This window comes from Agromyces sp. NPDC058126 (assembly GCF_042884595.1).
Classification (GTDB): Bacteria; Actinomycetota; Actinomycetes; order Actinomycetales; family Microbacteriaceae; genus Agromyces.
In genome coordinates this window covers 698,137-718,918 of sequence record NZ_JBHVTS010000002.1, presented here as the reverse complement: position 1 = coordinate 718,918, position 20,782 = coordinate 698,137, and the positions used below count along the sequence as shown (strand labels likewise).

The window sequence follows — 20,782 nt, the reverse complement described above, 5'->3', positions numbered from 1 at the left end:
GGCACACCCCCGGGGGCGTGCCCATGCGCCGATCAGCTCAGCTGCGTGCGCTCCACCCAGCCGAGGTACTCCTCGGTGACCGTGCCGGTGACGTACTCGCCGGTGAAGCACGAGAGATCGAGCTGCTCGATCGAGGTGCCCTCGGTGATCGCGGCCTGGAGGTCGGCGACCTCCTGGTAGATCATGTGGTCGGCGCCGAGCTCGGCCGCGATCTCGGGGATCTTGCGGCCGTGCGCGATGAGCTCCTGCCGGCTCGGCATGTTGATGCCGTAGACGTGCGGGTAGCGCACGGGCGGAGCCGCCGAGGCGAAGGTCACCTTGTTGGCGCCGGCGTCGCGGGCCATCTGCACGATCTGCTGCGACGTCGTGCCGCGCACGATCGAGTCGTCGACGATGAGGATGTTCTTGCCGCGGAACTCGGTGCCCATCGCGTTCAGCTTCTGGCGCACCGAACGCTTGCGCTCGGCCTGGCCCGGCATGATGAAGGTGCGGCCGACGTAGCGGTTCTTGTAGAAGCCCTCGCGGTACTCGATGCCGAGCTTCTGCGCGACCTGCATCGCCGAGGGGCGCGACGAGTCGGGGATCGGCATGACCACGTCGATGTCGCCGAGCGGCATGTGCGTCGCGACCGTGTCGGCCAGCCGGTCGCCCATGCGCAGGCGCGACTCGTAGACCGAGATGCCGTTCATGACCGAGTCGGGGCGGGCGAGGTAGACGTACTCGAACGAGCACGGCACGAGGGTCGGGTTCTTCGCGCACTGGCGCGAGATCATCTCGCCGTCGAGGGTGATGAAGATCGCCTCGCCGGGCTCGACGTCGCGCACGATCTCGTAGTCGCCGTTCTCGAGCACGAGCGACTCGGAGGCGACGATCCACTCGTCGCGCCCGGCGTCGGTCACGCGCTTGCCGAGGATGAGCGGACGGATGCCGAAGGGGTCGCGGAACGCGAGCAGGCCGTAGCCGGCGATCAGCGAGATGACGGCGTACGAGCCCTCGACGCGCTCGTGCACGTTCGCGACGGCCTGGAAGATCTGGTCGGGGTCGAGCTCGAGGCCCTTGATCTGCCCCTGCAGCTCGGTCGCGAGCACGTTGAGCAGCATCTCGGTGTCGCTCGTCGAGTTCACGTGGCGGCGGTCGATCGAGAACAGCTCGCTCGAGAGCTCGCGCGTGTTCGTGAGGTTGCCGTTGTGCACGAGGATGATGCCGTACGGCGCGTTCACGTAGAACGGCTGCGCCTCCTCCTCGCGCTCGGCGGCGCCCTTCGTCGTGTAGCGCACGTGGCCGAGGCCCATGTTGCCGATGAGCGAACGCATGTCGCGGGTGCGGAACGCCTCGCGCACCTGCCCCCGCGCCTTCGCCATGTGGAAGACGGGGCCGTCGGCGGTGGCGATGCCCGTCGAGTCCTGCCCGCGGTGCTGCAGGAGGAGCAGGCTGTCGTAGATCTGCTGGTTGACGGGCTCGGTGGAGACGATGCCGACGATGCCGCACATGCGAGCGATGGCTCCTCGTGGGGGTGTGGTGAGCGACCGGATCCGGCCTCGTCGATTCTCCCACACTGCGCGGGTGAGCCCGCCGTGCGCGGGCGGTCGCTCAGATGCGCAGCTTCGGCCGCCAGCCGCGGGTCGAGACCGCGAGCTCGTTCCACGCGTTGACCGACACGATGAGCGCGAGCAGCGCCGCCAGCTCGTCGTCGGAGAAGGCGCCGGATGCCTCGTGCCAGACGTCGTCGGGAACGTGCGTCTCGGACAGCCGGGTGACGGCGTCGACGAGGGTGAACGCCGCCCGCTCGCGCCCCGTGAAGAAGTTCGACTCGGGCCAGACCGCGACGGCGTAGAGCCGCTGCACGGGCTCGCCGGCCGTCACCGCGTCGCGCGAGTGCAGGTCGACGCAGTAGGAGCAGCCGTTGAGCTGCGAGGCGCGCAGCCGCACGAGCTCGCGCAGGCCCTTCTCGATGCCCGCGCGGTCGGCCTCGGCTTCGGCCGCCTCGTCGAGTGCGGTCACGGCGCGCACGAACGCGGGGGCGACCCCGTCGAGGTCGAGGCGGCGAGCCGGCGCGACGGGGGCGGCGGGAGGGGCGGAATCGGTGATCGTCGTGGTCATGGGAATCACGCTACGGCGGGCTCGTCGCGCTGGTAACGTCCAATCCCATGGCACAGGACTGGGCCGATTCCGGATTGGATCTCCACGTCGAGCTCGACCCCCGGCGCAAGGTCGCCTCGCTCGAGGAGGCGCTGCGCGCCGCGGTCGTCGACGGCCGGCTCGAACCGGGCACCCGGCTGCCGCCGACCCGCACGCTCGCGGTCGACCTCGGCATCGCCCGCAACAGCGTCGCCGAGGTGTACGCGCGGCTGGTCGGCGAGGGCCGCCTCGAGGCCCGCGTCGGATCGGGCACCTGGGTGCGCGAGGTCTCCGCGCCGGCACCCGGCGCGCCGGTCGACCGTTCGACCCGGTTCGACCTCGACCTGCGGGGCGGGCTCCCCGATTCGTCGGGCTTCGCCCGCTCGGCGTGGGCGCGGGCCGTCGCGCGGTCGATCGCCGATGCACCGGCGGCCGCCTTCGCCTACGGAGCGCCCGAGGGGGCCGTCGAACTGCGCCGGCCGCTCGCCGAGTACCTCGCCCGCACCCGCGGTGTGGTCGCCGGCGCGGACGACGTCGTGGTCACCCACGGCTTCGGCGAACTGCTCTCGCTCGTGGCCCGGGCGATCGCCGCCCGTGGAGGCCGGCGCATCGCCGTCGAGGCCTACGGTCACGCCTCGCACCGCGCGGTGCTCGCCGCCGCCGGGCTCGAACCCGTGCCGGTCCCGCTCGACGCGGACGGCCTCGTGGTCGGGCGTCTCGACGGCCTCGGCGTCGACGCCGTGCTCGTGACTCCCGCCCACCAGTTCCCCACCGGGGTGCCGCTCTCGGCTCCGCGCCGTGGGTCGCTCGCCGAGTGGGCGCGTGCGGCCGGGGCGATCGTGATCGAAGACGACTACGACGGCGAGTTCCGGTTCGACGGGCGGGCGATCGGGGCGCTCCAGGCGATCGCGCCCGAGCAGACCGTCTACGGCGGCACCGCGAGCAAGTCGCTCTCGCCGGCGCTCGGCATCGGCTGGGGCGTCGTGCCGACGGGGCTGCGCGACGAGGTGCTCGAGCAGCGACGGCTGAGCGGCGCGGCGACCGACGCGATCTCGCAGCTCGCGCTCGCCGCGCTCATCGCCGCGGGCGACCTCGACCGGGCGGTGCGCGGGGCGCGCCTGCGGTACCGGGCGCGGCGCGAGCGGTTCGAGCGTCTCATCGCCGAGGGGCTGCCCGGCACCCGGGTGGCCGGCCTCGAGGCTGGCCTCCACTGTCTGCTCGAGCTGCCCGCCGGAGTCGGCGAGCTCGACGTCGAGCGGGCCGGCGCGGCCATCGGCCTGCGCTACGGAGGCCTGGCCGGGTACGCCGCGGATGCCGTGACGGCGGACTCTCGGCCGCCGACGATGGTCGTCGGCTACGGCGCGCCGCCCGAGCACCGCTTCGACCGGGCGGTCGCCGCGGTGGTCGCGTCGGTCGAGGGCGCTCGCGGGTCGAGGTCGTCGGGGTGAACGGATGCCTCGGCTCGCCGCCGAGGCATCCGCCCATCGCCAGCCGGGGTCAGTACTCCGAGGGCTTGGGCAGCACCGCCATCGTGCAGCGCGAGATGCAGACGAGCTTGCCGTCCTCCTGCGTGATCCTGATCTCCCACACCTGGGTCGTCCGCCCGCGCGTCAACGGCGTCGCCTCGCCGTAGACCCAGCCGTCGGCGATGGGGCGCACGTGGTTCGCGTTGATCTCCATGCCGACGCAGTAGAACTGCGCGGGGTCGACGGTGAAGGTCGCGCCCCAGCTCGCCAGCGTCTCGGCGAGGGCGACGGATGCCCCGCCGTGCAGCACCCCGCCGGGCTGGCGCGTGCGCCCGTCGACCGGCATGCGGCCCTTCAGGGAGGTCTCGGTGATCTCGGTCATCTCGATGCCGAGCGCGCGGAGGGCCGTGCCCTCGCTGCGGGTGTTCGCCCACTCGACCTGCGGTTCGCCGTGCCAGATGCTCATGCCCCCGAGTCTGTCACCGGCACCCGATCTCAGGCGAGTTCGGCGATGATCGGGTGGATGGCGTCGTCGAACGCCGAAGCATCCGATCGCAGCGTGTCGGTGACCGCGACGGTCATCGCCCCGATCCACCAGACCCCGACCCCCGCGAGCGGCAGCACCTCGACGTTGAGTTCGAAGGAGTGCGCCCGCCGGCCCACCTCGCGCTCGTGCTCGGCGATCGTGCCGGCGTACGCACGGTACGAGTTGCCGAGTCGCGCGGCCGAGACGCTGCGGTAGTTCTCGTGCGCCCACTCGGCCCAGGCCCTGGCCGCCTCGGCGTGCGGCACCACCGCGGACGCGAGCACCTCGGCGCCCGACGTGGGCAGCGCCATCTCGGTGTCGAACGCCGGCACCAGTTCGAGCGGCACGGGCGAGGGATGCCCCTCGGGCTCGACCGTCATCGCCCACCAGGCGCGCCACTGGCGCTCGAGCAGGTCGTGCTGGTCGATCTCGAGCCGCTCGCCGACTGCGCCGACATCGCGCAGCCGCGGCAACTCCACGGGCGAGGCGATCGCGAGCACCTCGCGCAGGTAGAGGGCGAGGAGTACCGGGCGACTCGCGTTCTCACGGATCACCCACGATGGTGTGGCCCCCGGTGCCATGGTCGAATTCTACGCTCGCGTGCTGCGCCGCGGCCCGGTGCGACGGGGCGACACGCCGTCGTCCCAGCACGGGTACCCTTGACGGGTGAGCGCGAACTCGTCATATGCCGCTGCCGGAGTCGACACCCGGGCGGGGGATCTCGCCGTCGAACTCATGAAGGAGGCGGTCGCCGCCACCCACGGGCCCAACGTGCTCGGCGGGGTCGGCGGCTTCGCGGGCCTCTTCGACCTCTCGTTCGTCAAGGACTACGAGAAGCCGCTGCTCGCCACCTCGACCGACGGCGTCGGCACGAAGATCGCGATCGCGCAGGCGCTCGACAAGCACGACACCATCGGCCAGGACCTGGTCGGCATGGTCGTCGACGACATTGTCGTCGTCGGTGCGAAGCCGCTGTTCATGACCGACTACATCGCGTGCGGCAAGGTCGTGCCCGAGCGCATCGCCGCGATCGTGACCGGCATCGCCCGTGCGTGCGCCGACACCGGCACCGCGCTCGTCGGCGGCGAGACCGCCGAGCACCCGGGCCTCATGGGCCGTGACGACTACGATGTCGCGGGCGCAGCGGTCGGCGTGGTCGAGGCCGACCGCCTGCTCGGCGCCGAGCGCGTCGTCGACGGCGACGTCGTCATCGCGATCGAGTCGAGCGGCCTGCACTCCAACGGCTTCTCGCTCGTGCGCCACATCCTCGCGAACGCGGGCCTGCACTACGGCGACACCGCGGCCGAGCTCGGCACGACGTGGGGCGAGGCCCTGCTCGAACCGACCCGCCTCTACACCGGTCCGCTCGTGCAGCTGCTCGCCGGTGCGAACGGCACCGCGGTGCACTCCCTCTCGCACGTCACGGGCGGCGGCATCGCCGCGAACCTCGCCCGCGTGCTCCCGATCGGGTCGCGCGTCGAGCTCGACCGCGCGACCTGGTCGCCGGCGCCCGTGTTCCGCGTGCTCAACGAGCTCGCCGGCACCACGCTCGAGTCGACCGAGGGCACCTGGAACCTCGGCATCGGCTTCTTCGCCGTCGTCGACGCCGGGTCCGCGGCCGCGATCATCGCCGAGCTCGAGACCCTCGGGCTTCCCGCATGGCAGGCCGGCACGGTCGCCTTCGGTGACGCGGCCACCGCCGCGGCCGACGGCTGGGAGCAGGGCGCCAAGGGCGTCGACGGCGGCGCGGTGCGCCTGGTCGGTTCGTACGCGAGCTGAGCCGTCGCATGCGCGCGCGGGTCTCGTTCGGCATCATCGGCACGACGGAGGTCGGCGCCGTCGCCGCGCTCGCCCCGCGCCTCGAACGGCTCGGCTTCGAGACCCTGTGGGTGAACGACGTGCCCGGGGGAGACTCCCTCGCACGCCTGCGAGCGGCCGCCGAGGTCACCGAACGCCTGCGCCTCGCCACGGGGATCATCCCGATCGACCGGCGCCCGGTGGCGACGCTCGACCTCGCGGGCATCCCCGCCGAGCGCACGGCGCTCGGCATCGGGTCGGGGCGTGCCGAGAGGCCCCTCGGCCTGATGCGAGCGGGGATCGCCGAACTCCGGGGGCGGAGCGAGGCATCCATCGTGCTTGGCGCCCTCGGACCGCGGATGCGCCGCCTCGGCGCCGAGCTCGCCGACGGCGTGCTGCTCAACTGGCTGACGCCCGCCGCCGCGGTGGCCGCGACCGCCGAGCAGCGCGCCGCCGCAGCGCTGGCCGGCCGCTCGCCCGAGGACGGGCGCGTCGTGACGTACGTGCGCACCATCGCCGACGAGGCGGCCCGCCCGGCCCTCGAGATCGAGGCGCACAAGTACGAGCAGGTGCCCGCGTACGCCGCGAACTTCGCGCGGCTCGGCACGGGCGCGCTCGACGCCACCATCTCGTCGGCCGCGAGGCTCGCCGACTATCTCGCCGACGGCGTCGCCGACGAGGTCGTCGTGCGAGCGATCACGCCGACGAACTCACTCGCCGAACTCGAACGGTTCGCCGAGACGACGGCCGGATGGGTCGACGACGCGGTCGCGGACGCACGCTTCAGCGAGGAGTGACGAGAGTCGATGAGGTGCGTCGGTGACCGTGACGGTGGCGACTACGCGCGCTGCTCGCGCTGTTCGTCGCCCGCGACATAGGTGTCGTCGTCATCGGCGTACTCCGCCCACTTCGACGCCTCATCGCTGTAATCGTCATGCTGCGAGCTGGTGAGCTCGCGCTCAAGCGCGTTGTAGTCGGTGTTCGGGCTGAAGTACTTCAGCTCCCGAGCGACCTTGGTGTGCTTGGCTTTCTGACGGCCGCGCCCCATGCGTGACCCCCTTACGACATCTGGCCGGGTGGGATTTGGTCTTCACCCGGCGCTCATCTGATAAATGAATTCGTCCAGCCGCCAGTTTAGCACCGGCCGATCGCACCCGACGGCGGTCTCCACAGCGCGGCTGTATGCCTTCAGCGGACATGCTGCGAGCACACAGCCAGACATGCTGAGATTGGGGTGTGAACACGAGCCCCGAACGCGTCAAGGTGGTCGTGATCGGGGCCGGTCAAGCGGGTCTCTCGGTCGCGTACTACCTCCGTCGCTTCGAGCTCGTCGCCGGGCAGGACTTCGTCATGCTCGATCGCGCGCCCGGCCCCGGTGGCGCCTGGCAGCACCGCTGGTCGTCGCTCCGGCTCGGCACCGCGCACCGGGTGAACGACCTGCCCGGGCTCGGCGAGCTCGGCCTCAGCTTCGACACCGCCGACCGCGCGCTCCCGGCGAAAGACGTCGTCGCCGACTACTACGGTCGCTTCGAGGAGCATTTCGACCTGCAGGTGCGCCGACCGATGAACGTGCGTTCCGTCTCGAACGAGGGCGTCGATCTCCTCGTCCGCTACGAGGACCTGAGCCCGCAGCCCGTCGAGGAGCTGAAGACCCGCGGGCTCTTCGGCCGCCGGCGCAAGACCTTCGAGGCGCCGCAGACCGTCGGGGCGCCGCAGCTCGAGCTCTCGACCCAGTTCCTCGTCAACGCCACAGGCACGTGGGGCTCGCCGTTCGTGCCGTTCTACCCGGGCATGGGCGAGTTCGCCGGGCGCCACCTCCACACCTCCGACTTCAGCTCGGCCGAGGACTTCCGCGACCAGCACGTCGTCGTCGTCGGCGGCGGCACGAGTGCGATCGGGTTCATGCTCGAACTCGAAGACGTCGCCGCGGGCCTCACCTGGGTGTCGCGTCGACCCATCGACTGGATCGATCGCCAGGAGCTCGACCTCGAGGGCGCCTCTGCGGCCGTCGCCATGCAGGACGAGGCGGCGCGCTCGGGGCGAGCGCTGCCGTCGATCGTGAGCGGCACCGGCGTGCCGAAGAGCCGTCGCATCGCCGCCGGCATCGAGCGGGGTCTGCTCGTGGCCCGGCCCATGTTCGACCGCATCGAGGGCGACCGCATCGTCTGGGACGGCGAGCAGCAGGGCACCGCCCGTGCCGACGCGATCATCTGGGCGACGGGGTTCCGGCCCGAGCTGCGCCACCTCGCGCCGCTGAAGCTCCGCGAGAAGGCCGGTGGCGTGACGGTCGGGCAGGGCGCGGCGTGGAGCGACCCGCGCGTCTTCCTCGCCGGTTACGGGCCGCAGGCCTCGACGATCGGTGCGAGCCGGGCCGGCCGCATGATCGCCCGCCAGATCATGGCGATGCTCTAGCGCGAGACGCTCGCGCCGCCCGCTACTCGGCCGAGGCGTCAGGCGGGGTGACGGCCTCGTACGACTCGCGCACGAGAGCCTCGAGCACCCCGAGGTCGACGTCCTCGAGGTTCTTCATGTAGAGGCATCCGACGCCCGTCGAGTGCGGGCCGAGCCGCTCGAGCAGTTCGGGATGCTCGGTGAGCCCGGGCACGAGGTACACCGTCATGGCCGTCTTGCGCGGCGAGAACGCCGCAGCCGGGGTCACGCCCTCACGGCCGCTGTCGTACGTGTAGTGGTACTCGCCGAACCCGACGATCGACGGGCCCCACATGTAGGCGGTCTCCCCGGTCACGCGTTCCATGAGGGCGAGGAGCGTCGCGGCGTCGCGGCGTCGCACCCGATGCGTCACCCCGTCGAGGAACACCTCCACCGGGACATCCGTGCGCCCTGTCGCCATGCGTGCAGCCTACCGCCCGCGCTTCGACTCGCTCTCGGCGAGCGGGCGGCGCGGCACCGGTCGGCGCGGCTCGCCGCGGCGGTCCTGGCCCGGCAGCGGGCGCGAACGTCGACCGTACAGCAGGTCGGAGGAGTCGAGCAGCCAGGGCACGAGCGCGACTGTGACGCCGTGCACGAGCATGACCTTCTGCCGGATGCGACGGGCCTTGTGGTTGTGCAGGATGTTCTCCCACCAGTGCCCGACGATGTACTGCGGCATGTAGACCGTGATCACCTCGGAGCCGTGCTCCTCGCGGTGCTGCTTGATGTACTGGATGAGCGGGTGGCTGAGGTCGCGGTACGGCGACGACAGGATGCGCAGCTTCACATGGATGTTCATCTTCACCCACTCCTTCTTGAGCTGCTTCGTCTGCGCCTCGTCGATCGAGACGTGCACGGCCTCGATCGAGTCGTGGCGCGCGGCGATCGCGTAGTCGAGCGCCTTCAGCGTGGGCTTCTGCATGCGGCCCACCAGCACGATGGCGTGGTCGCCCGCCGATCCGAACGTCGTCGTCGGGTCGACCTCGATCTCCTTCTCGACGTCGCGGTAGTAGCGGTGCACGCCCATCATGAGGAAGAACAGGATCGGCATGAGCACGAACACGATCCAGGCGCCGTGCGTGAACTTCGTGACCGTGACCACGATGAGCACGACTGCGGTCATCGCCGCACCGATGGCGTTGATCACGAGCGCGCGCCAGATCGCGCCGCGGGTGAGGGACTTCGAGCCCTCGGCCTGCGCCTGGGCGTGTGCCTGGGTGGCGGCATGCGGTTTCCCGCCGCGCGAGGGGTGCGAGCGGTCGGGCGCGCGCAGCGCGCGCAGCCAGTGGCGGACCATGCCGGTCTGCCCGAGCGTGAACGACACGAACACGCCGATGATGTAGAGCTGGATGAGCACGGTCAGGTTCGCCTGGAACACGATCAGGATGACCGAGGCCGCCAGCGCGAGAATGAGCACGCCGTTCGAGTAGATCAGGCGGTCGCCACGGGTCGAGAGCGACTTCGGCGCATAGCTGTCGCGGGCGAGCACCGAGCCGAGCAACGGGAAGCCGTTGAAGGCGGTGTTCGCCGCGAGCAGCAGCACGAGCGCCGTGGCCGCTTGGATCACGTAGAAGAACAGGGTCGAATCGCCGAAGGTCGCCGCCGCCACCTGGGCGATGAGACTGCGCTGCGGTTCGGTGGCGCACTCGGTCCAGCCGATGAGGTGGCACGGATCCTCGGCGTAGTGGACCTGCGAGATGATCGCGAGCGCGGTGAGGCCCGCGAACAGCACGATCGCGATGCCGCCCATGAGGACGAGGGTGCGTTGCGCGTTGCGCACCTTCGGCACCCGGAACGCGGGGACGCCGTTGGAGATCGCCTCGACGCCGGTGAGGGCGGAGCATCCGCTCGCGAAGGAGCGCAGCAGCAGGAGGATCATCGCCGCCTGTGTCATCTGCTCGGCCTGCACGCCGAAGGCGGCCGACTCGGCGACCGGCGGATCGCCGAGCAGCGTGCGGCCGAGCCCGACGACGACCATGACGAACACGCTGCCGATGAAGAGGTACGTCGGGATCGCGAAGGCCTTCGACGACTCGGAGACGCCGCGCAGGTTGATCGCCGCGAGGATCACGACGAAGAGCACCGCGAGCTCGACGCGGAACGGGTTCAGTTCGGGGATCGCGGAGATGATGTTGTCGACGCCGGAGGCCACCGACACGACCACCGTCATGACGTAGTCGACGAGGAGCGCTGAGGCGACCACGAGGCCCGCCTTCTCGCCGAGGTTGCGATGGGCGACCTCGTAGTCGCCGCCGCCTGAGGGATAGGCGCGGATCAGCTGCCGGTAGCTCGCCACGACGGTCACGAGCAGCACGATGACCGCGAGCGCCACCCACGGCGCGAAGCTGAGGAATGCGAGGCCGCCGACCATCAGGATCATCAGCAGCTCCTGCGGGGCGTACGCCACGGAGGAGAGCGGGTCGCTCGCGAAGATCGGCAGCGCGAGGTGCTTCGGAAGGAGCTGCCCCTCGAGCTTCTCGGTGGGCAGGGGGTCGCCGATGATCCAGTGCTTCGGCGACTTCAGTTCTGCAGGCGGTTCGCCCGCTTCGTTCGTCACGGCGGATGACACTACTCCTGCGCGGGCGCATGTCAAGACAGGCTTGCTACAGTTGAGGCGCTCTGCCCTGAACACCGACCACCAGGAGCCCGATGTGAACCGTGCGACGCAGCTCGCGCGCGGCGCCGCGACGGCCTCGGTCGCGTTGTTCCTCGCGGCGTTCTCGCACGGCGTCGCCGGTGGCGAAGCCCCCGGCGGGGTCGGTCTCGCGCTCGCCGGCATCGTGGCGCTCGGCGCCTCGGTCGCGTTCGTCGGCCGGCGCACCTCGCCCGTCCGCACGGCGCTCGCGGTGCTCGTGAGCCAGGGCGCGTTCCACCTGCTCTTCGGGGTGGGCGCGGGCTCGAGCACCGGGCAGTTCGTCGTGAGCGGCCACGGGCACCACGAGACGGTCTCGTTCGTCGACGCGGGCGGCGCGGCCGCCTCCTCGGCGCTGCACGCCGGGCACGGCGACACGGCGATGCTCGCCGGGCACGCGCTCGCCGCCGCGCTCACGATCGTGTACCTCCTCATCATCGAGCGGGCCGCCTGGTCGGCGCTCGCCGCCGCGACCCGGCGCTTCGTCCTCGTGCTGAGCGGCCGTGCGGCAGAGCCGGTTCCGGTCGCCGCTCCTTCCCGCCTTCTCGGTCTCGGCGCCTCGGCGGTGCCGCGACTGCGCTCGCGTCTTCGCTTCGCCGCCCTCCGCTACCGCGGCCCGCCGTCCCTCCTCGCCTTCGTCTGACCCTCCGCCGTTCGGCGGAACATCACGAAGCCTCCGGATGCCTCGCGCCCCACTCGGCGCGACTCGGCACGCCGTCCGTCCGGAGCACGAGGAGAGAGACTCCCGAATGAACCAACGCACCACCGCCGCGACCGTCGCGGCCCCTGCCAACCGCCTCCGCACCGCACTCGTCGCAGCTGCCGCCGTCACGTTCGCCGCCGCCCTCGCCCTCACCGGCGGCACCGCCGCGCAGGCGCACGACGAGCTCATCGGCTCGAGCCCCGAGCCCGGCCAGGTGTTCGACACCGCACCGACCGAGGTCTCGCTCGAGTTCTCGAACGACATCATCGAGGTCGGCACCGCGGTCGTCGTGGTCGACCACCACGGCGAGGAGATCGAGGTCGGCGACCCCGTCATCGCCGGGGCGAACGTCACCGCGAGCCTGCCGGCCGACCTCTCGGGCGACTACCAGGCGCGCTGGCGCGCGGTGTCGAGCGACGGCCACCCCATCGAGGGCACGATCGACTTCGGCGTCGGCGCCGACGCGACCGGCACCTGGACCGAGGAGGCCCCGCACGACGACGCTGCGAGCAGCGACGCCGACGGCGAGCACGCCGGCGGCGACCACGCCGAGGACACTACGGCGAGCGGCCCCGACGGCTGGGCCGTCGCCGGGTTCGTGGTCGGCGGCCTCGGGGTCATCGCCCTCATCGTCGCGGTCATCGTGAACGCACGTCGCAAGAGCGCCGGTCCCGGTGCGGGCAACGGCACGGACGCCGGCAACGGCCCGACCGCCTGAGCGCGAGGACACGATCATGCAGCGACACCCCGCGATCACCCCTGCCCTCGGGGCGGCCCTCGCCGCCCTCCTGCTCCTCTCGGGATGCGCCGGCACCGCCGGCGCCGCCACGGGCGAGACCGCCGCACCGACGGCCGCGGCCGAGGCCGCGGCATCCGTCACCGTCGAGGAGGCCTGGGTCAAGGCCGCCGATGACGGCATGACCGCCCTCTTCGGCAACGTCGTGAACGACGGCCCCGACGCCACTCTCGTCGGCGCCTCGACCGATGCCGCCGAGATGGCCGAACTGCACGAGACCGTCGAGTCCGACGGCACCATGCAGATGCGCCAGAAGGAGGGCGGCTTCGAGCTGCCCGCGGGCGAGACCCTCGCGCTCGAGCCGGGCGCGAACCACGTCATGCTCATGGGGCTCACCGGCCCCGTGCAGGCGGGCGACGAGGTCACCGTCACCCTCGAGTTCGACGACGGCTCGACGCTCGAGGTCACCGCGCCCGTGAAGGACTACGCGGGCGCCAACGAGCAGTACGACGACGGGCACGAGGCGCACTGATGGCCGGCGAACCCGGCGGTTCCGGGTTCTCGCGGCGGCAGCTCCTGTTCGGAGGTGCCGCCGCGGCCGGAGCCGGTGCGGTGAGCGTGCTCGGGGCGCAGACGATCGGCGGCGCGCTCGCGGCTGCCGCGAACGCCGACGCCGCGGCGACCGCTGCGGCGGAGGCGGCCTCGGCGCTCGAGACGGCCGTCGGTGAGGCGATCGTGCCGTTCCACGGCGCCCGCCAGGCCGGCATCGAGACCCCGCCGCAGGCGCACGCACGGTTCATCGCGCTCGACCTCGTCTCCGAGGTCGACGCCGCGGCGATCCGCCGCATGCTCCGAGTGCTGAGCGACGACGCGGCGCGCATCACGCAGGGGCGCGCGCCGCTCGCCGACACCGAGCCCGAGCTCGCGCTCATGCCCGCCCGGCTCACCGTCACCTTCGGATTCGGCCCGGGGCTCGTCGAGCGCGCAGGCGGCACGGCGCCCGAGTGGCTGCGCCCGCTGCCCGCCTTCGGCATCGACCGGCTGCGGCCCGAGTTGAGCGGCGGCGACCTGCTGCTCCATCTCGGCGCCGACGACCCGGTGACCATCGCCCACGCCGCCCGCATGCTGCTGAAGGACGCCCGCTCGTTCGCGAGCGTGCGCTGGTCGCAGCAGGGATTCCGCCGGGCGGCGGGCGCCGAGGCATCCGGTTCGACGATGCGGAACCTGTTCGGGCAGCTCGACGGCACCGTCAACCCGGTGCCGGGCACCGCCGACTTCGACGAGCTCGTGTGGCACGCCGGCGACCCCGACTGGCTCGCCGGCGGCACCTCGATGGTGCTGCGCCGCATCGCGATGGACCTCGACGGCTGGGACCGCGTCGACCGGCCCGGCCGCGAGGCCTCGGTCGGTCGCAAGCTCGGCAGCGGCGCGCCGCTCACCGGGGAGCACGAGCACGACGAGCCCGACTTCGAGGCGCTGACCCCGGTCGGCTTCCCCGTGATCGGCGACTTCTCGCACCTGCGTCGCTCGCGCACGGACGTGCCCGGCGAGCGCATCTTCCGGCGCGGCTACAACTACGACGAGTCGCCCGCCGACGGTGCGGTCTCGGACGCGGGGCTGCTGTTCGCCTCGTACCAGGCCGACGTCGACCGGCAGTTCGTGCCCATCCAGCGCCGGCTCGACGAGCTCGACCTGCTCAACGAGTGGACGACGCCGATCGGCTCGGCGGTCTTCGCCATCCCGCCGGGCTGCGCCGAGGGCGGGTACGTCGGCGAGACGCTCGTCTGACGCACGAGGCGAGTGGATGCCACGGGCGCGCGCCGCTGCTCGTGCAGGAGAATCGCACTGAACTGCTCTGTCGGGCAGTGATTGGGACCCATTCTCCTGCACGAGCAGCAGGAGGGGCTCGAGGGTCAGCGGAACGCGAGGTACGCGGCCGCGGCCGCACCGAGGCCGAGCACGAGCGTCACGACGACGTTGAGCACCGCCGCGCGCCACCGGCCGCCCGCGGCGAGCTCGACCGTCTCGACGCTCCAGGTACTGAACGTCGTGAGGCCGCCGCAGAACCCGGTGACGAGCACGAGTCGCAGGTCGCCGTCGAGCGCCGCCCGTTCTGCGAGACCGATGAGCGCTCCGGCGACGCCCGAACCGATGACGTTGACGATGAGGATGCCGCCCGGCAGGTGCCCCGGTCGCACCGGGAAGGCCTTCGAAAGCAGGTAGCGCAGCACGGCGCCCACGGCGCCCGCGCCCAGCACCGCCGCGACCACGAGCGGACTCAGCGAACCGCTCACAGCGTGGACCCCGCGTCGCTGACCTCGTGCGGCATCGGGCGGTGCGCGAGGCGCGAGCCCAGCTTCAGGCCGAGGGCCGCGAGCAGCAGCCCGCCGACCACTGACACGAGCAGATAGAGGGCGCCGAGCCACGCCTCGCCTTCACGGGTGAGCACGAGGAGCGACGCCATCACGGCCGAGAGCGTGGTGAACGAGCCGATGAGCCCCGAACCGAGCCCGGCCTTGAGCCAGGTGGGCGTCGTCGGCCTCGTCCAGAGCCCGCCGACGAGCCAGCCGAGCGCGAGCGTGCCGAGCAGGTTCACGACGAGCGTCTCGAGCGGGAACTCGGCGTCGCCGTGCGGGAACGCGAGATCGAAGCCGAGCCGCAGGCCCGTGCCGACCACGCCGCCGACCGCGACGGCGACGAGCGTCAGGGCGGGGGAGGAGCGCACGAGTCGAGGTTACGCCCCGCGGTCGTCGCCGGGCGGCCGCCGGGGGGCGTGTGCGAGCTCGGCGACCCAGTCGTTGGTGCGCAGCACCCCGCCGCCGACCTCGAAGTCCTCCTCGCCGAGGAGCGTGAAGCCCGCCTTTCGGCAGACGGCGTTCGAGGCGGGGTTGTCGATGCTCGGGTACGCGTGCACAGGCAGCGTCGCGCCGGCAGTGCGCGCCGCCTCGAGCATCAGTCGCACGGCCACCGGCGCGATGCCCCGGCCTCGATACGCCGACTCGACCGACCACCCGCTCTCGAGGGCGGGCGCGCCCTTCCATTCGTGCTGCCAGTAGCCGACGATGCCGACGCCCTCGGGGTGTCCGGCGATCGTGATGCGGAACTGCTGCCCCCGCCCCTCGCCGGCGAGGCGCAGGTAGCGCTCGTGCCGGGCCTGCACCTGCTCGTCGGTCTCGACGCCGCCGACCCAGTCCATGAGCTCGGGCGTGTTCGCCCGGCGCAGCAGGTCGAGGTCGCCTTCGGACCACGGGTGCAGTTCGACGTCGTCCATGCGGACATCGAATCACGGCCCTCCGACAGCGACAACGGGAGCACGACGGGAGGAGATCGCACGATCGGGAGGACCCCTCGCGGGATCCGCTCCTCCCGATCGTGCGATCTCCTCCCGAGCCGCAGAGCGGCAGCGCCGCAGCGCGGCAGCGCGGCAGCGCTGCAGCGCTGCAGCGCCGCAGCGTGTCAGCGGTCGAGCGTGGCGACCACGTCGGCGTGCACCTGGGCGAGGCGAGCCTTCAGCAGGGTGACCGTCTCCTGCGGCACGAGCCCGCGGTGGGCCTGCGTGCGCAGCTCGGTGCGCACGCGCTGGCGGAACTCATTGAGCACGAGATCGGCCTCGTGCACCGCCCGCGTCGACTCGACCCGGGCGTCGACGCCGGCGGCCCGGGAGTCGTCGGCGTCGCCCACGGTGGTCGTCGAGCCGGCGCCGGAGTCGGACGCCGACCCCGCCCCGGAAGCCGTCGTGGTGTTCGCGGCGCGCTTGGCCTCGCGCGCGGCGCTCGCGAGCTCGGCGCGCAGCGAGCGCATCGCGTCGTTGACCTCGGCGCGCACGCCCTCGGCGAGGCGCCTGACCGAGTCGGTCACTTCGTCCTCGATGGCGTCGAGCTCGTGCCGGCGGGCGTCGAGCTCGGTGCGCCCGGCGTCGGTGATCTCGTACACGGTCTTGCGGCCGTCGCTCGACTTGGTGACGAGCCCCTCCTCCTCGAGCTTCGAGAGCCGGGGGTAGATCGTGCCGGCGCTCGGCGAGTACGTGCCGCCGAAGCGGTCGGAGAGCGCCTGGATCAGCTCGTAGCCGTGCCGCGGCCGCTCCTCGAGCAGGGCGAGCAGGTAGAGGCGCAGGCTGCCGTGGGCGAAGACGGGCGGGGTCATGCGGAGGCCTCGTCGCCCGATTCGCTCGACGACCCGGCGCCGGCCGCCGCTGCACCGGCAGTGGCCGAGGTCGGCTGAGAGGCCGGCTGCGCGGCGGGCTCGCGGCGGATCACCGAGATCGAACCCGAGACGCTGTTCGCGCCGAGGTCGAGCCAGCGGCCCGCGAGCTCGCCGGTGACCCGCTCGAAGCCCTTGCCGAGCACGCCCTTGATGGTGGTGTCGTCGATGAGCACGGTGCCGCCGACGGTGTTGACCCGGTACCGGGCGCCGCTGCCGCCCTCGAAGCGCACGGTGAGGTCGCCCGCGACCGTGTTGGTGTCGATGCGGTCGGGCGTGCCGAACGCGTCGAGCATCATGTTGCCCGAGACGGTGTCGACGTTGAACGACCGCACGTCGCCCGTTGCGACGATGTCGCCCGAGACCGTGTGGCCGGTGATGCGGCCGGTGTGGTTGCCCGCCGAGATCTCGCCCGAGACGCTCGAGAGCTCGACGTCGCCCTCGTGGTTGTCGAGCACGAGCTCGCCCGAGACGGTGCTGAGCTTGGCGTCGGTCGTGAAGCCCGAGACGAGCGCGTCGCCCGACACGACGCCGAGCTTCAGTGCCACGTCGTGCGGCGCGAGGATCGAGACCTGCGCCTTCGCGTTGCCGGCCCAGCCCTTGAACGCCTCGATGAAGTTGTCCCATCGGAGCTGCGGGTGGTCGATCTCGAGGGCGTCGCCGTCGATGCGCACCATCAGGTCCTTGCCGGTGACGCCGGAGATCTCGACGCGGGCGCCGGGCTCGTCGTGGGCGATGACGTCGACCTTGCCGCCGATGAGGCTGACCTTGAGCTTGCGGACGAGCTCGAGGTCGATGACCCGTGATTGCCCGGGGGTGATGACCCACTTCTCGATCGTCATGTCGTGTGCTCCTTCGTGTTCGAGGGGATGCCCGCGGCATCCGACCCTCTGAAATCCCTGTATCGCGATATATCGCGTTCGCGACAATCTCACGATATATCGCGTTTGCTCGAGATGCAAGCGCAATCGGATGCTCCGTGCTTGACATTGACGCAACGTCAAGTTCTACCGTGGAGAACACGAGAGAGAGGAGGCCGCACATGGACTGGTCGATCCAGGAGATCGCGAAGCTCGCCGGCACGACGAGCCGGACGCTGCGTCACTACGACGACCTCGGCCTGCTCGCGCCGAGCCGCATCGCGGCGAACGGGTACCGCCACTACGACGAGCGCGCGCTCGTGCGCCTGCAGCGCATCCTGTTGCTGCGCGAGCTCGGGCTCGGGCTGCCCGCCATCGGCGAGGTGCTCGAGGGCGACGCCGTCGAGGCGCACGCCCTGACGGCCCATCTCGGCTGGCTCCGCCAGGAGCAGCAGCGGCTGGCGCGGCAGATCGCGTCGGTCGAGACGACCATCGAACGACTGGAAGGAGGTGAACGACTCATGGCAGAGGAGATGTTCGACGGATTCGACCACACCGAGTACAAGCAGGAGGTGGAGGAGCGCTGGGGCACGGAGGCCTACGCGTCCGGCGATCGCTGGTGGCGCGGCCTCGGCGAGGCCGGACAGCGCGAGTGGAAGGCCCGGCTGGCTGAGCTCAATCGCGACTGGATCGCGGCCGCGGAGTCGGGCGTCGCGCCCGACGGCCCCGAGGGGCAGGCGCTCGCGAAGCGCCACGTCGAGTGGCTGACCGCGGTGCCCGGCACGCCCACGGCGGTGCCCGTCGGCGACGTCAAGGCGTACGTCGTCGGTCTCGGCGAGATGTACGTGGCCGACCCGCGCTTCGGCGCGAACTACGGCGGTGCAGAGGGTGCCGAGTTCGTGCGCGACGCACTGCGCGTGTACGCCGAGCGCGAGCTCTAGGCGAGAGTGCTGCGGCTCCCGAGGTGTCCCTCCCTCGGGAGCCGCAGCCGTCGGTGCGACCCAATCAGGCGGTGGATGCCACGGGGTCGGGCTCGGCCGCGACCTCGTCGCGCGGCATCCGCTTCGCCTTCTCGGGCACCGCGAAGAACGGCAGCGTGAAGCCGCAGAGCGGGCCGATGAGCAGCGCGAATGCGAGGGTGCCGAAGCCGACGTCGCCGCCGAGCACCCAGCCGATCGCGAGCACGGTGACCTCCACGATCGTGCGGCCGACCCAGATCGGCCAGCCGGTGCGTGCGTGGATGCCCGTCATGAGGCCGTCGCGCGGGCCGGGGCCGAAGCGGCTGCCGATGTAGAGGCCGCTCGCGACGGCGAGCAGCAGCAGGCCGCCGGTGAAGAGCAGGATCTGCTGCCAGAGCTCGGGCGGCGTCTGGATGAACCAGAGGCCGAGCTCGATGCTCGGCCCGATGAGCAGGATGTTGAGCACGGTGCCGACGCCGGGCTTCTGCTTCAGGGGGATCCAGAGCAGGAGGACCGCGAGGCCGATGAGGTTGGTGAGCCAGCCGATGCCGATGCCCGTGAGGTTCGAGAATCCCTGGGCGAAGACCGTCCACGGGTCGACGCCGAGGGCGGCGCGGATCAGCATCGCGTCGGCGATGCCGTAGAGCACGAGCCCGATGAGCAGTTGGGGGATACGGCGGAGCATAGAGACATCCAATTTCACGATTGGACTGTTGGCAAGTAGCCAATTCATCTAAAGTGGCTCGCATGTCGGATGCCACGCTCAGCGCCCGTGCGCTCGAGAACCTCCTCGGCGACTGGCGCGGCGCTGCCCGCGGCGCCGCCTACCTCGCGCTCGCGGAGCGGGTGCGCCTCCTCATCCTCGACGGGCGGGTGAGCGTCGAGACGCGCCTCCCGGCCGAGCGCGAGCTGGCCGACCGGCTGGGTCTCAGCCGCACCACCGTCACCGCCGCCTATCGTCACCTGCGCGAGCAGGGCCTGCTCAGGAGCCTTCGCGGCTCGGGCAGCGTCGCCCGCCTGCCCGGGGCGCCCGCCGCGATGCCGGCGCCGCCCGCCGCCCTCCAGCTCGACCTCTCGAAGGCGGCCCCGGCCGCGCTGCCCTGGCTCGCGGAGGTCGCCCGCGAGGCCGCCGAGGAGCTGCCCGCCCACCTCGGGGACTCGGGCTTCGACCCCATCGGCACCCCGGCCCTGCGGCAGGCGATCGCCGACCGCTACGCCCTTCGCGGCCTGCCGACCTCGCCCGACCAGATCATGGTCACGATCGGCGCCCAGCACGCGATCGCCCTGCTCTCCCGGGTGCTCGTCGGCCGCGGCGATCGCGCGGTCATCGAGGCGCCGACCTACCCGCACGCCTACGAGGCCCTGCGAGTCGCCGGTGCCCGCCTCGTGCCGGTGCCGGTCAGCCCGCACGACGCGATCGACACGCTGACGTCCGCCGACGACGAGGTCGAGGCGCTCGAGCGGGCCTTCGTCCGGGCGAACCCCTCGACCGCGTACCTGATGCCCGACTTCCAGAACCCCACCGGCCGCAGTTTCGACGAGGCGGGTCGCGAGCGCGTGCTCGACGCCGCCGCACGGCAGGGCACGGTGGTCATCGCCGACGAGACGACCGCCGAGCTCGACATCGATCGGCCGTTCGCCCCGCTCCCGCTGGCGGCCTACGGCCCGCCCGGAACGGCCGTGCTCATCGGCTCGGTCGGCAAGACCGTCTGGGGCGGCGTCAGGATCGGGTGGATCCGCGCCGAGCCGACGCTCATCCGCAAGCTCGTGGCGGTGCGCGCGCCGGGCGACCTCGGCACGCCCATCCTCGAGCAGCTCCTCGTCACGCGGCTGATGCCGCGCATGGACGAGATCCTCGCGCTGCGTCGCGCCGAGCTGCGCGCCGGTCGCGACCGCCTCGAGGAGCTCATCGCGGAGGCGTTCCCCGAGTGGCACGTGCCCCATGTCGACGGCGGCATCGCGACCTGGATCGGCATCGGCGCGCCCGTGAGCTCGCAGCTCGCCCTCGCGGCACGCTCGCAGGGGCTGCTCATCGCCGCAGGTCCCAGGTTCGGCATCGACGGCGCCTTCGAGCGCTTCCTGCGCCTGCCCATCTGCCAGCCAGTCGCGGAGACCGAAGCGGCCGTGCAGGCGCTGCGGGTCGCCTGGGAGTCGATGGCGGGGATGCCGGCGGTCGACGCCGGCCTGCTGCCCGCCGTGGTGTAACCGGGGCTCCGGGCGCGCGAGTGCGGGGCGGCGGACGACAGCGCGCGTCCGCCGCCCCCACCCGCCCCCCCCGGGCACGCGCGGCCACACCGGGGCCCCCGGGGGGGGGGGGCCGGGGGCGGGTGGTCCAACGACGCCCCCCGGGGCCGG

General features: G+C 72.1%; 23 protein-coding genes. 10 read left to right on the top strand and 13 right to left on the bottom strand.

The annotated features are described in order from the left end of the window. Positions 1 to 32: 32 nt before the first annotated feature. Both purF and ACFVTR_RS08530 read right to left on the bottom strand, forming a co-directional pair. Positions 33 to 1,490 (bottom strand): amidophosphoribosyltransferase, encoded by a 1,458-nt coding sequence (gene purF, locus ACFVTR_RS08535; RefSeq protein WP_376943437.1) that lies wholly within the window; start codon positions 1,488 to 1,490, stop codon positions 33 to 35. Positions 1,491 to 1,590: 100 nt separating this feature from the next. Further along, on the bottom strand, positions 1,591 to 2,100 hold the full coding sequence (locus tag ACFVTR_RS08530) for a carboxymuconolactone decarboxylase family protein (protein WP_387036451.1): 510 nt from the start codon (positions 2,098 to 2,100) through the stop codon (positions 1,591 to 1,593). Between the two features lie 47 nt (positions 2,101 to 2,147). Here ACFVTR_RS08530 and ACFVTR_RS08525 point away from each other — a divergent pair, with 47 nt between their 5' ends. After that, positions 2,148 to 3,566 (top strand): PLP-dependent aminotransferase family protein, encoded by a 1,419-nt coding sequence (locus ACFVTR_RS08525; protein ID WP_387036449.1) that lies wholly within the window; start codon positions 2,148 to 2,150, stop codon positions 3,564 to 3,566. 49 nt (positions 3,567 to 3,615) lie between these two features. On the opposite strand, the gene ACFVTR_RS08520 is transcribed toward ACFVTR_RS08525, so the two are convergent. Both ACFVTR_RS08520 and ACFVTR_RS08515 read right to left on the bottom strand, forming a co-directional pair. Continuing rightward, positions 3,616 to 4,050, bottom strand: coding sequence for a PaaI family thioesterase (locus ACFVTR_RS08520; protein ID WP_387036448.1), 435 nt, complete (start codon positions 4,048 to 4,050; stop codon positions 3,616 to 3,618). A 29-nt stretch (positions 4,051 to 4,079) separates the two neighbouring features. Further along, entirely contained in the window at positions 4,080 to 4,691 is a 612-nt protein-coding gene (locus tag ACFVTR_RS08515) for a zinc-binding alcohol dehydrogenase (protein WP_387036446.1), read from the bottom strand. An 85-nt stretch (positions 4,692 to 4,776) separates the two neighbouring features. On the opposite strand from ACFVTR_RS08515, the gene purM reads away from it, so the two are divergent. Both purM and ACFVTR_RS08505 read left to right on the top strand, forming a co-directional pair. Beyond that, a complete protein-coding gene (gene purM / locus ACFVTR_RS08510) occupies positions 4,777 to 5,889 on the top strand; it encodes a phosphoribosylformylglycinamidine cyclo-ligase (protein WP_387036445.1) in 1,113 nt (370 codons plus the stop codon). 8 nt (positions 5,890 to 5,897) lie between these two features. Then, positions 5,898 to 6,704 carry an LLM class flavin-dependent oxidoreductase gene (locus ACFVTR_RS08505; protein WP_387036443.1) on the top strand — a complete coding sequence of 269 codons (807 nt, stop codon included), beginning with the start codon at positions 5,898 to 5,900 and terminating at the stop codon, positions 6,702 to 6,704. A gap of 41 nt (positions 6,705 to 6,745) precedes the next feature. Here ACFVTR_RS08505 and ACFVTR_RS08500 read toward each other — a convergent pair whose 3' ends face one another. Next, positions 6,746 to 6,955: a DUF3073 domain-containing protein gene (locus ACFVTR_RS08500; RefSeq protein ID WP_386942265.1), complete on the bottom strand. Its 210-nt coding sequence runs from the start codon at positions 6,953 to 6,955 to the stop codon at positions 6,746 to 6,748. A 188-nt stretch (positions 6,956 to 7,143) separates the two neighbouring features. Here ACFVTR_RS08500 and ACFVTR_RS08495 point away from each other — a divergent pair, with 188 nt between their 5' ends. After that, positions 7,144 to 8,319, top strand: a complete 1,176-nt coding sequence (locus ACFVTR_RS08495) for an FAD-dependent oxidoreductase (RefSeq protein ID WP_387036441.1) — start codon at positions 7,144 to 7,146, stop codon at positions 8,317 to 8,319. A gap of 22 nt (positions 8,320 to 8,341) precedes the next feature. Here the strand turns inward: ACFVTR_RS08495 and ACFVTR_RS08490 are convergent, their stop codons facing one another. Both ACFVTR_RS08490 and ACFVTR_RS08485 read right to left on the bottom strand, forming a co-directional pair. Continuing rightward, a complete protein-coding gene (locus tag ACFVTR_RS08490) occupies positions 8,342 to 8,758 on the bottom strand; it encodes a DUF1801 domain-containing protein (protein ID WP_387036440.1) in 417 nt (138 codons plus the stop codon). Between the two features lie 9 nt (positions 8,759 to 8,767). After that, complete coding sequence (locus ACFVTR_RS08485; protein ID WP_387036438.1) at positions 8,768 to 10,894, bottom strand: APC family permease; 2,127 nt, start codon at positions 10,892 to 10,894, stop codon at positions 8,768 to 8,770. Positions 10,895 to 10,988: 94 nt separating this feature from the next. Between ACFVTR_RS08485 and ACFVTR_RS08480 the strand changes: the two genes are divergently transcribed. From ACFVTR_RS08480 to ACFVTR_RS08465, 4 genes are all read left to right on the top strand, one after another. Further along, positions 10,989 to 11,612, top strand: a complete 624-nt coding sequence (locus ACFVTR_RS08480; protein ID WP_387036436.1) for a hypothetical protein — start codon at positions 10,989 to 10,991, stop codon at positions 11,610 to 11,612. 106 nt (positions 11,613 to 11,718) lie between these two features. Next, positions 11,719 to 12,390, top strand: a complete 672-nt coding sequence (locus tag ACFVTR_RS08475) for a copper resistance protein CopC (RefSeq protein ID WP_387036434.1) — start codon at positions 11,719 to 11,721, stop codon at positions 12,388 to 12,390. Positions 12,391 to 12,406: 16 nt separating this feature from the next. Next, a complete protein-coding gene (locus ACFVTR_RS08470; protein WP_387036432.1) occupies positions 12,407 to 12,940 on the top strand; it encodes a copper chaperone PCu(A)C in 534 nt (177 codons plus the stop codon). After that, on the top strand, positions 12,940 to 14,196 hold the full coding sequence (locus tag ACFVTR_RS08465) for a Dyp-type peroxidase (RefSeq protein ID WP_387036431.1): 1,257 nt from the start codon (positions 12,940 to 12,942) through the stop codon (positions 14,194 to 14,196). The genes ACFVTR_RS08470 and ACFVTR_RS08465 overlap by 1 nt, the downstream gene beginning before the upstream one ends. Before the next feature lie 125 nt (positions 14,197 to 14,321). Here ACFVTR_RS08465 and crcB read toward each other — a convergent pair whose 3' ends face one another. From crcB to ACFVTR_RS08440, 5 genes are all read right to left on the bottom strand, one after another. Continuing rightward, on the bottom strand, positions 14,322 to 14,702 hold the full coding sequence (gene crcB, locus ACFVTR_RS08460) for a fluoride efflux transporter CrcB (RefSeq protein ID WP_387036430.1): 381 nt from the start codon (positions 14,700 to 14,702) through the stop codon (positions 14,322 to 14,324). Then, positions 14,699 to 15,133, bottom strand: a complete 435-nt coding sequence (locus ACFVTR_RS08455) for a CrcB family protein (RefSeq protein WP_387036428.1) — start codon at positions 15,131 to 15,133, stop codon at positions 14,699 to 14,701. Before ACFVTR_RS08455 ends, crcB begins: the two co-directional genes overlap by 4 nt. Positions 15,134 to 15,142: 9 nt before the next feature. Then, a complete protein-coding gene (locus ACFVTR_RS08450) occupies positions 15,143 to 15,679 on the bottom strand; it encodes a GNAT family N-acetyltransferase (protein ID WP_387036426.1) in 537 nt (178 codons plus the stop codon). Positions 15,680 to 15,864: 185 nt separating this feature from the next. After that, positions 15,865 to 16,551, bottom strand: a complete 687-nt coding sequence (locus ACFVTR_RS08445; RefSeq protein WP_387036425.1) for a PadR family transcriptional regulator — start codon at positions 16,549 to 16,551, stop codon at positions 15,865 to 15,867. Next, positions 16,548 to 17,450, bottom strand: a complete 903-nt coding sequence (locus ACFVTR_RS08440) for a DUF4097 domain-containing protein (RefSeq protein WP_387036423.1) — start codon at positions 17,448 to 17,450, stop codon at positions 16,548 to 16,550. The genes ACFVTR_RS08445 and ACFVTR_RS08440 overlap by 4 nt, the downstream gene beginning before the upstream one ends. A 200-nt stretch (positions 17,451 to 17,650) precedes the next feature. Between ACFVTR_RS08440 and ACFVTR_RS08435 the strand changes: the two genes are divergently transcribed. Next, the gene (locus ACFVTR_RS08435) at positions 17,651 to 18,409 is read left to right on the top strand and encodes a MerR family transcriptional regulator (RefSeq protein WP_387036421.1); all 759 of its coding nucleotides are present in this window, start codon (positions 17,651 to 17,653) and stop codon (positions 18,407 to 18,409) included. 64 nt (positions 18,410 to 18,473) lie between these two features. Here ACFVTR_RS08435 and ACFVTR_RS08430 read toward each other — a convergent pair whose 3' ends face one another. Next, the gene (locus ACFVTR_RS08430; RefSeq protein WP_387036419.1) at positions 18,474 to 19,112 is read right to left on the bottom strand and encodes a YitT family protein; all 639 of its coding nucleotides are present in this window, start codon (positions 19,110 to 19,112) and stop codon (positions 18,474 to 18,476) included. A 62-nt stretch (positions 19,113 to 19,174) separates the two neighbouring features. Between ACFVTR_RS08430 and ACFVTR_RS08425 the strand changes: the two genes are divergently transcribed. Then, the gene (locus ACFVTR_RS08425) at positions 19,175 to 20,632 is read left to right on the top strand and encodes a PLP-dependent aminotransferase family protein (protein WP_387036417.1); all 1,458 of its coding nucleotides are present in this window, start codon (positions 19,175 to 19,177) and stop codon (positions 20,630 to 20,632) included. The last annotated feature ends 150 nt before the right edge of the window (positions 20,633 to 20,782 follow it).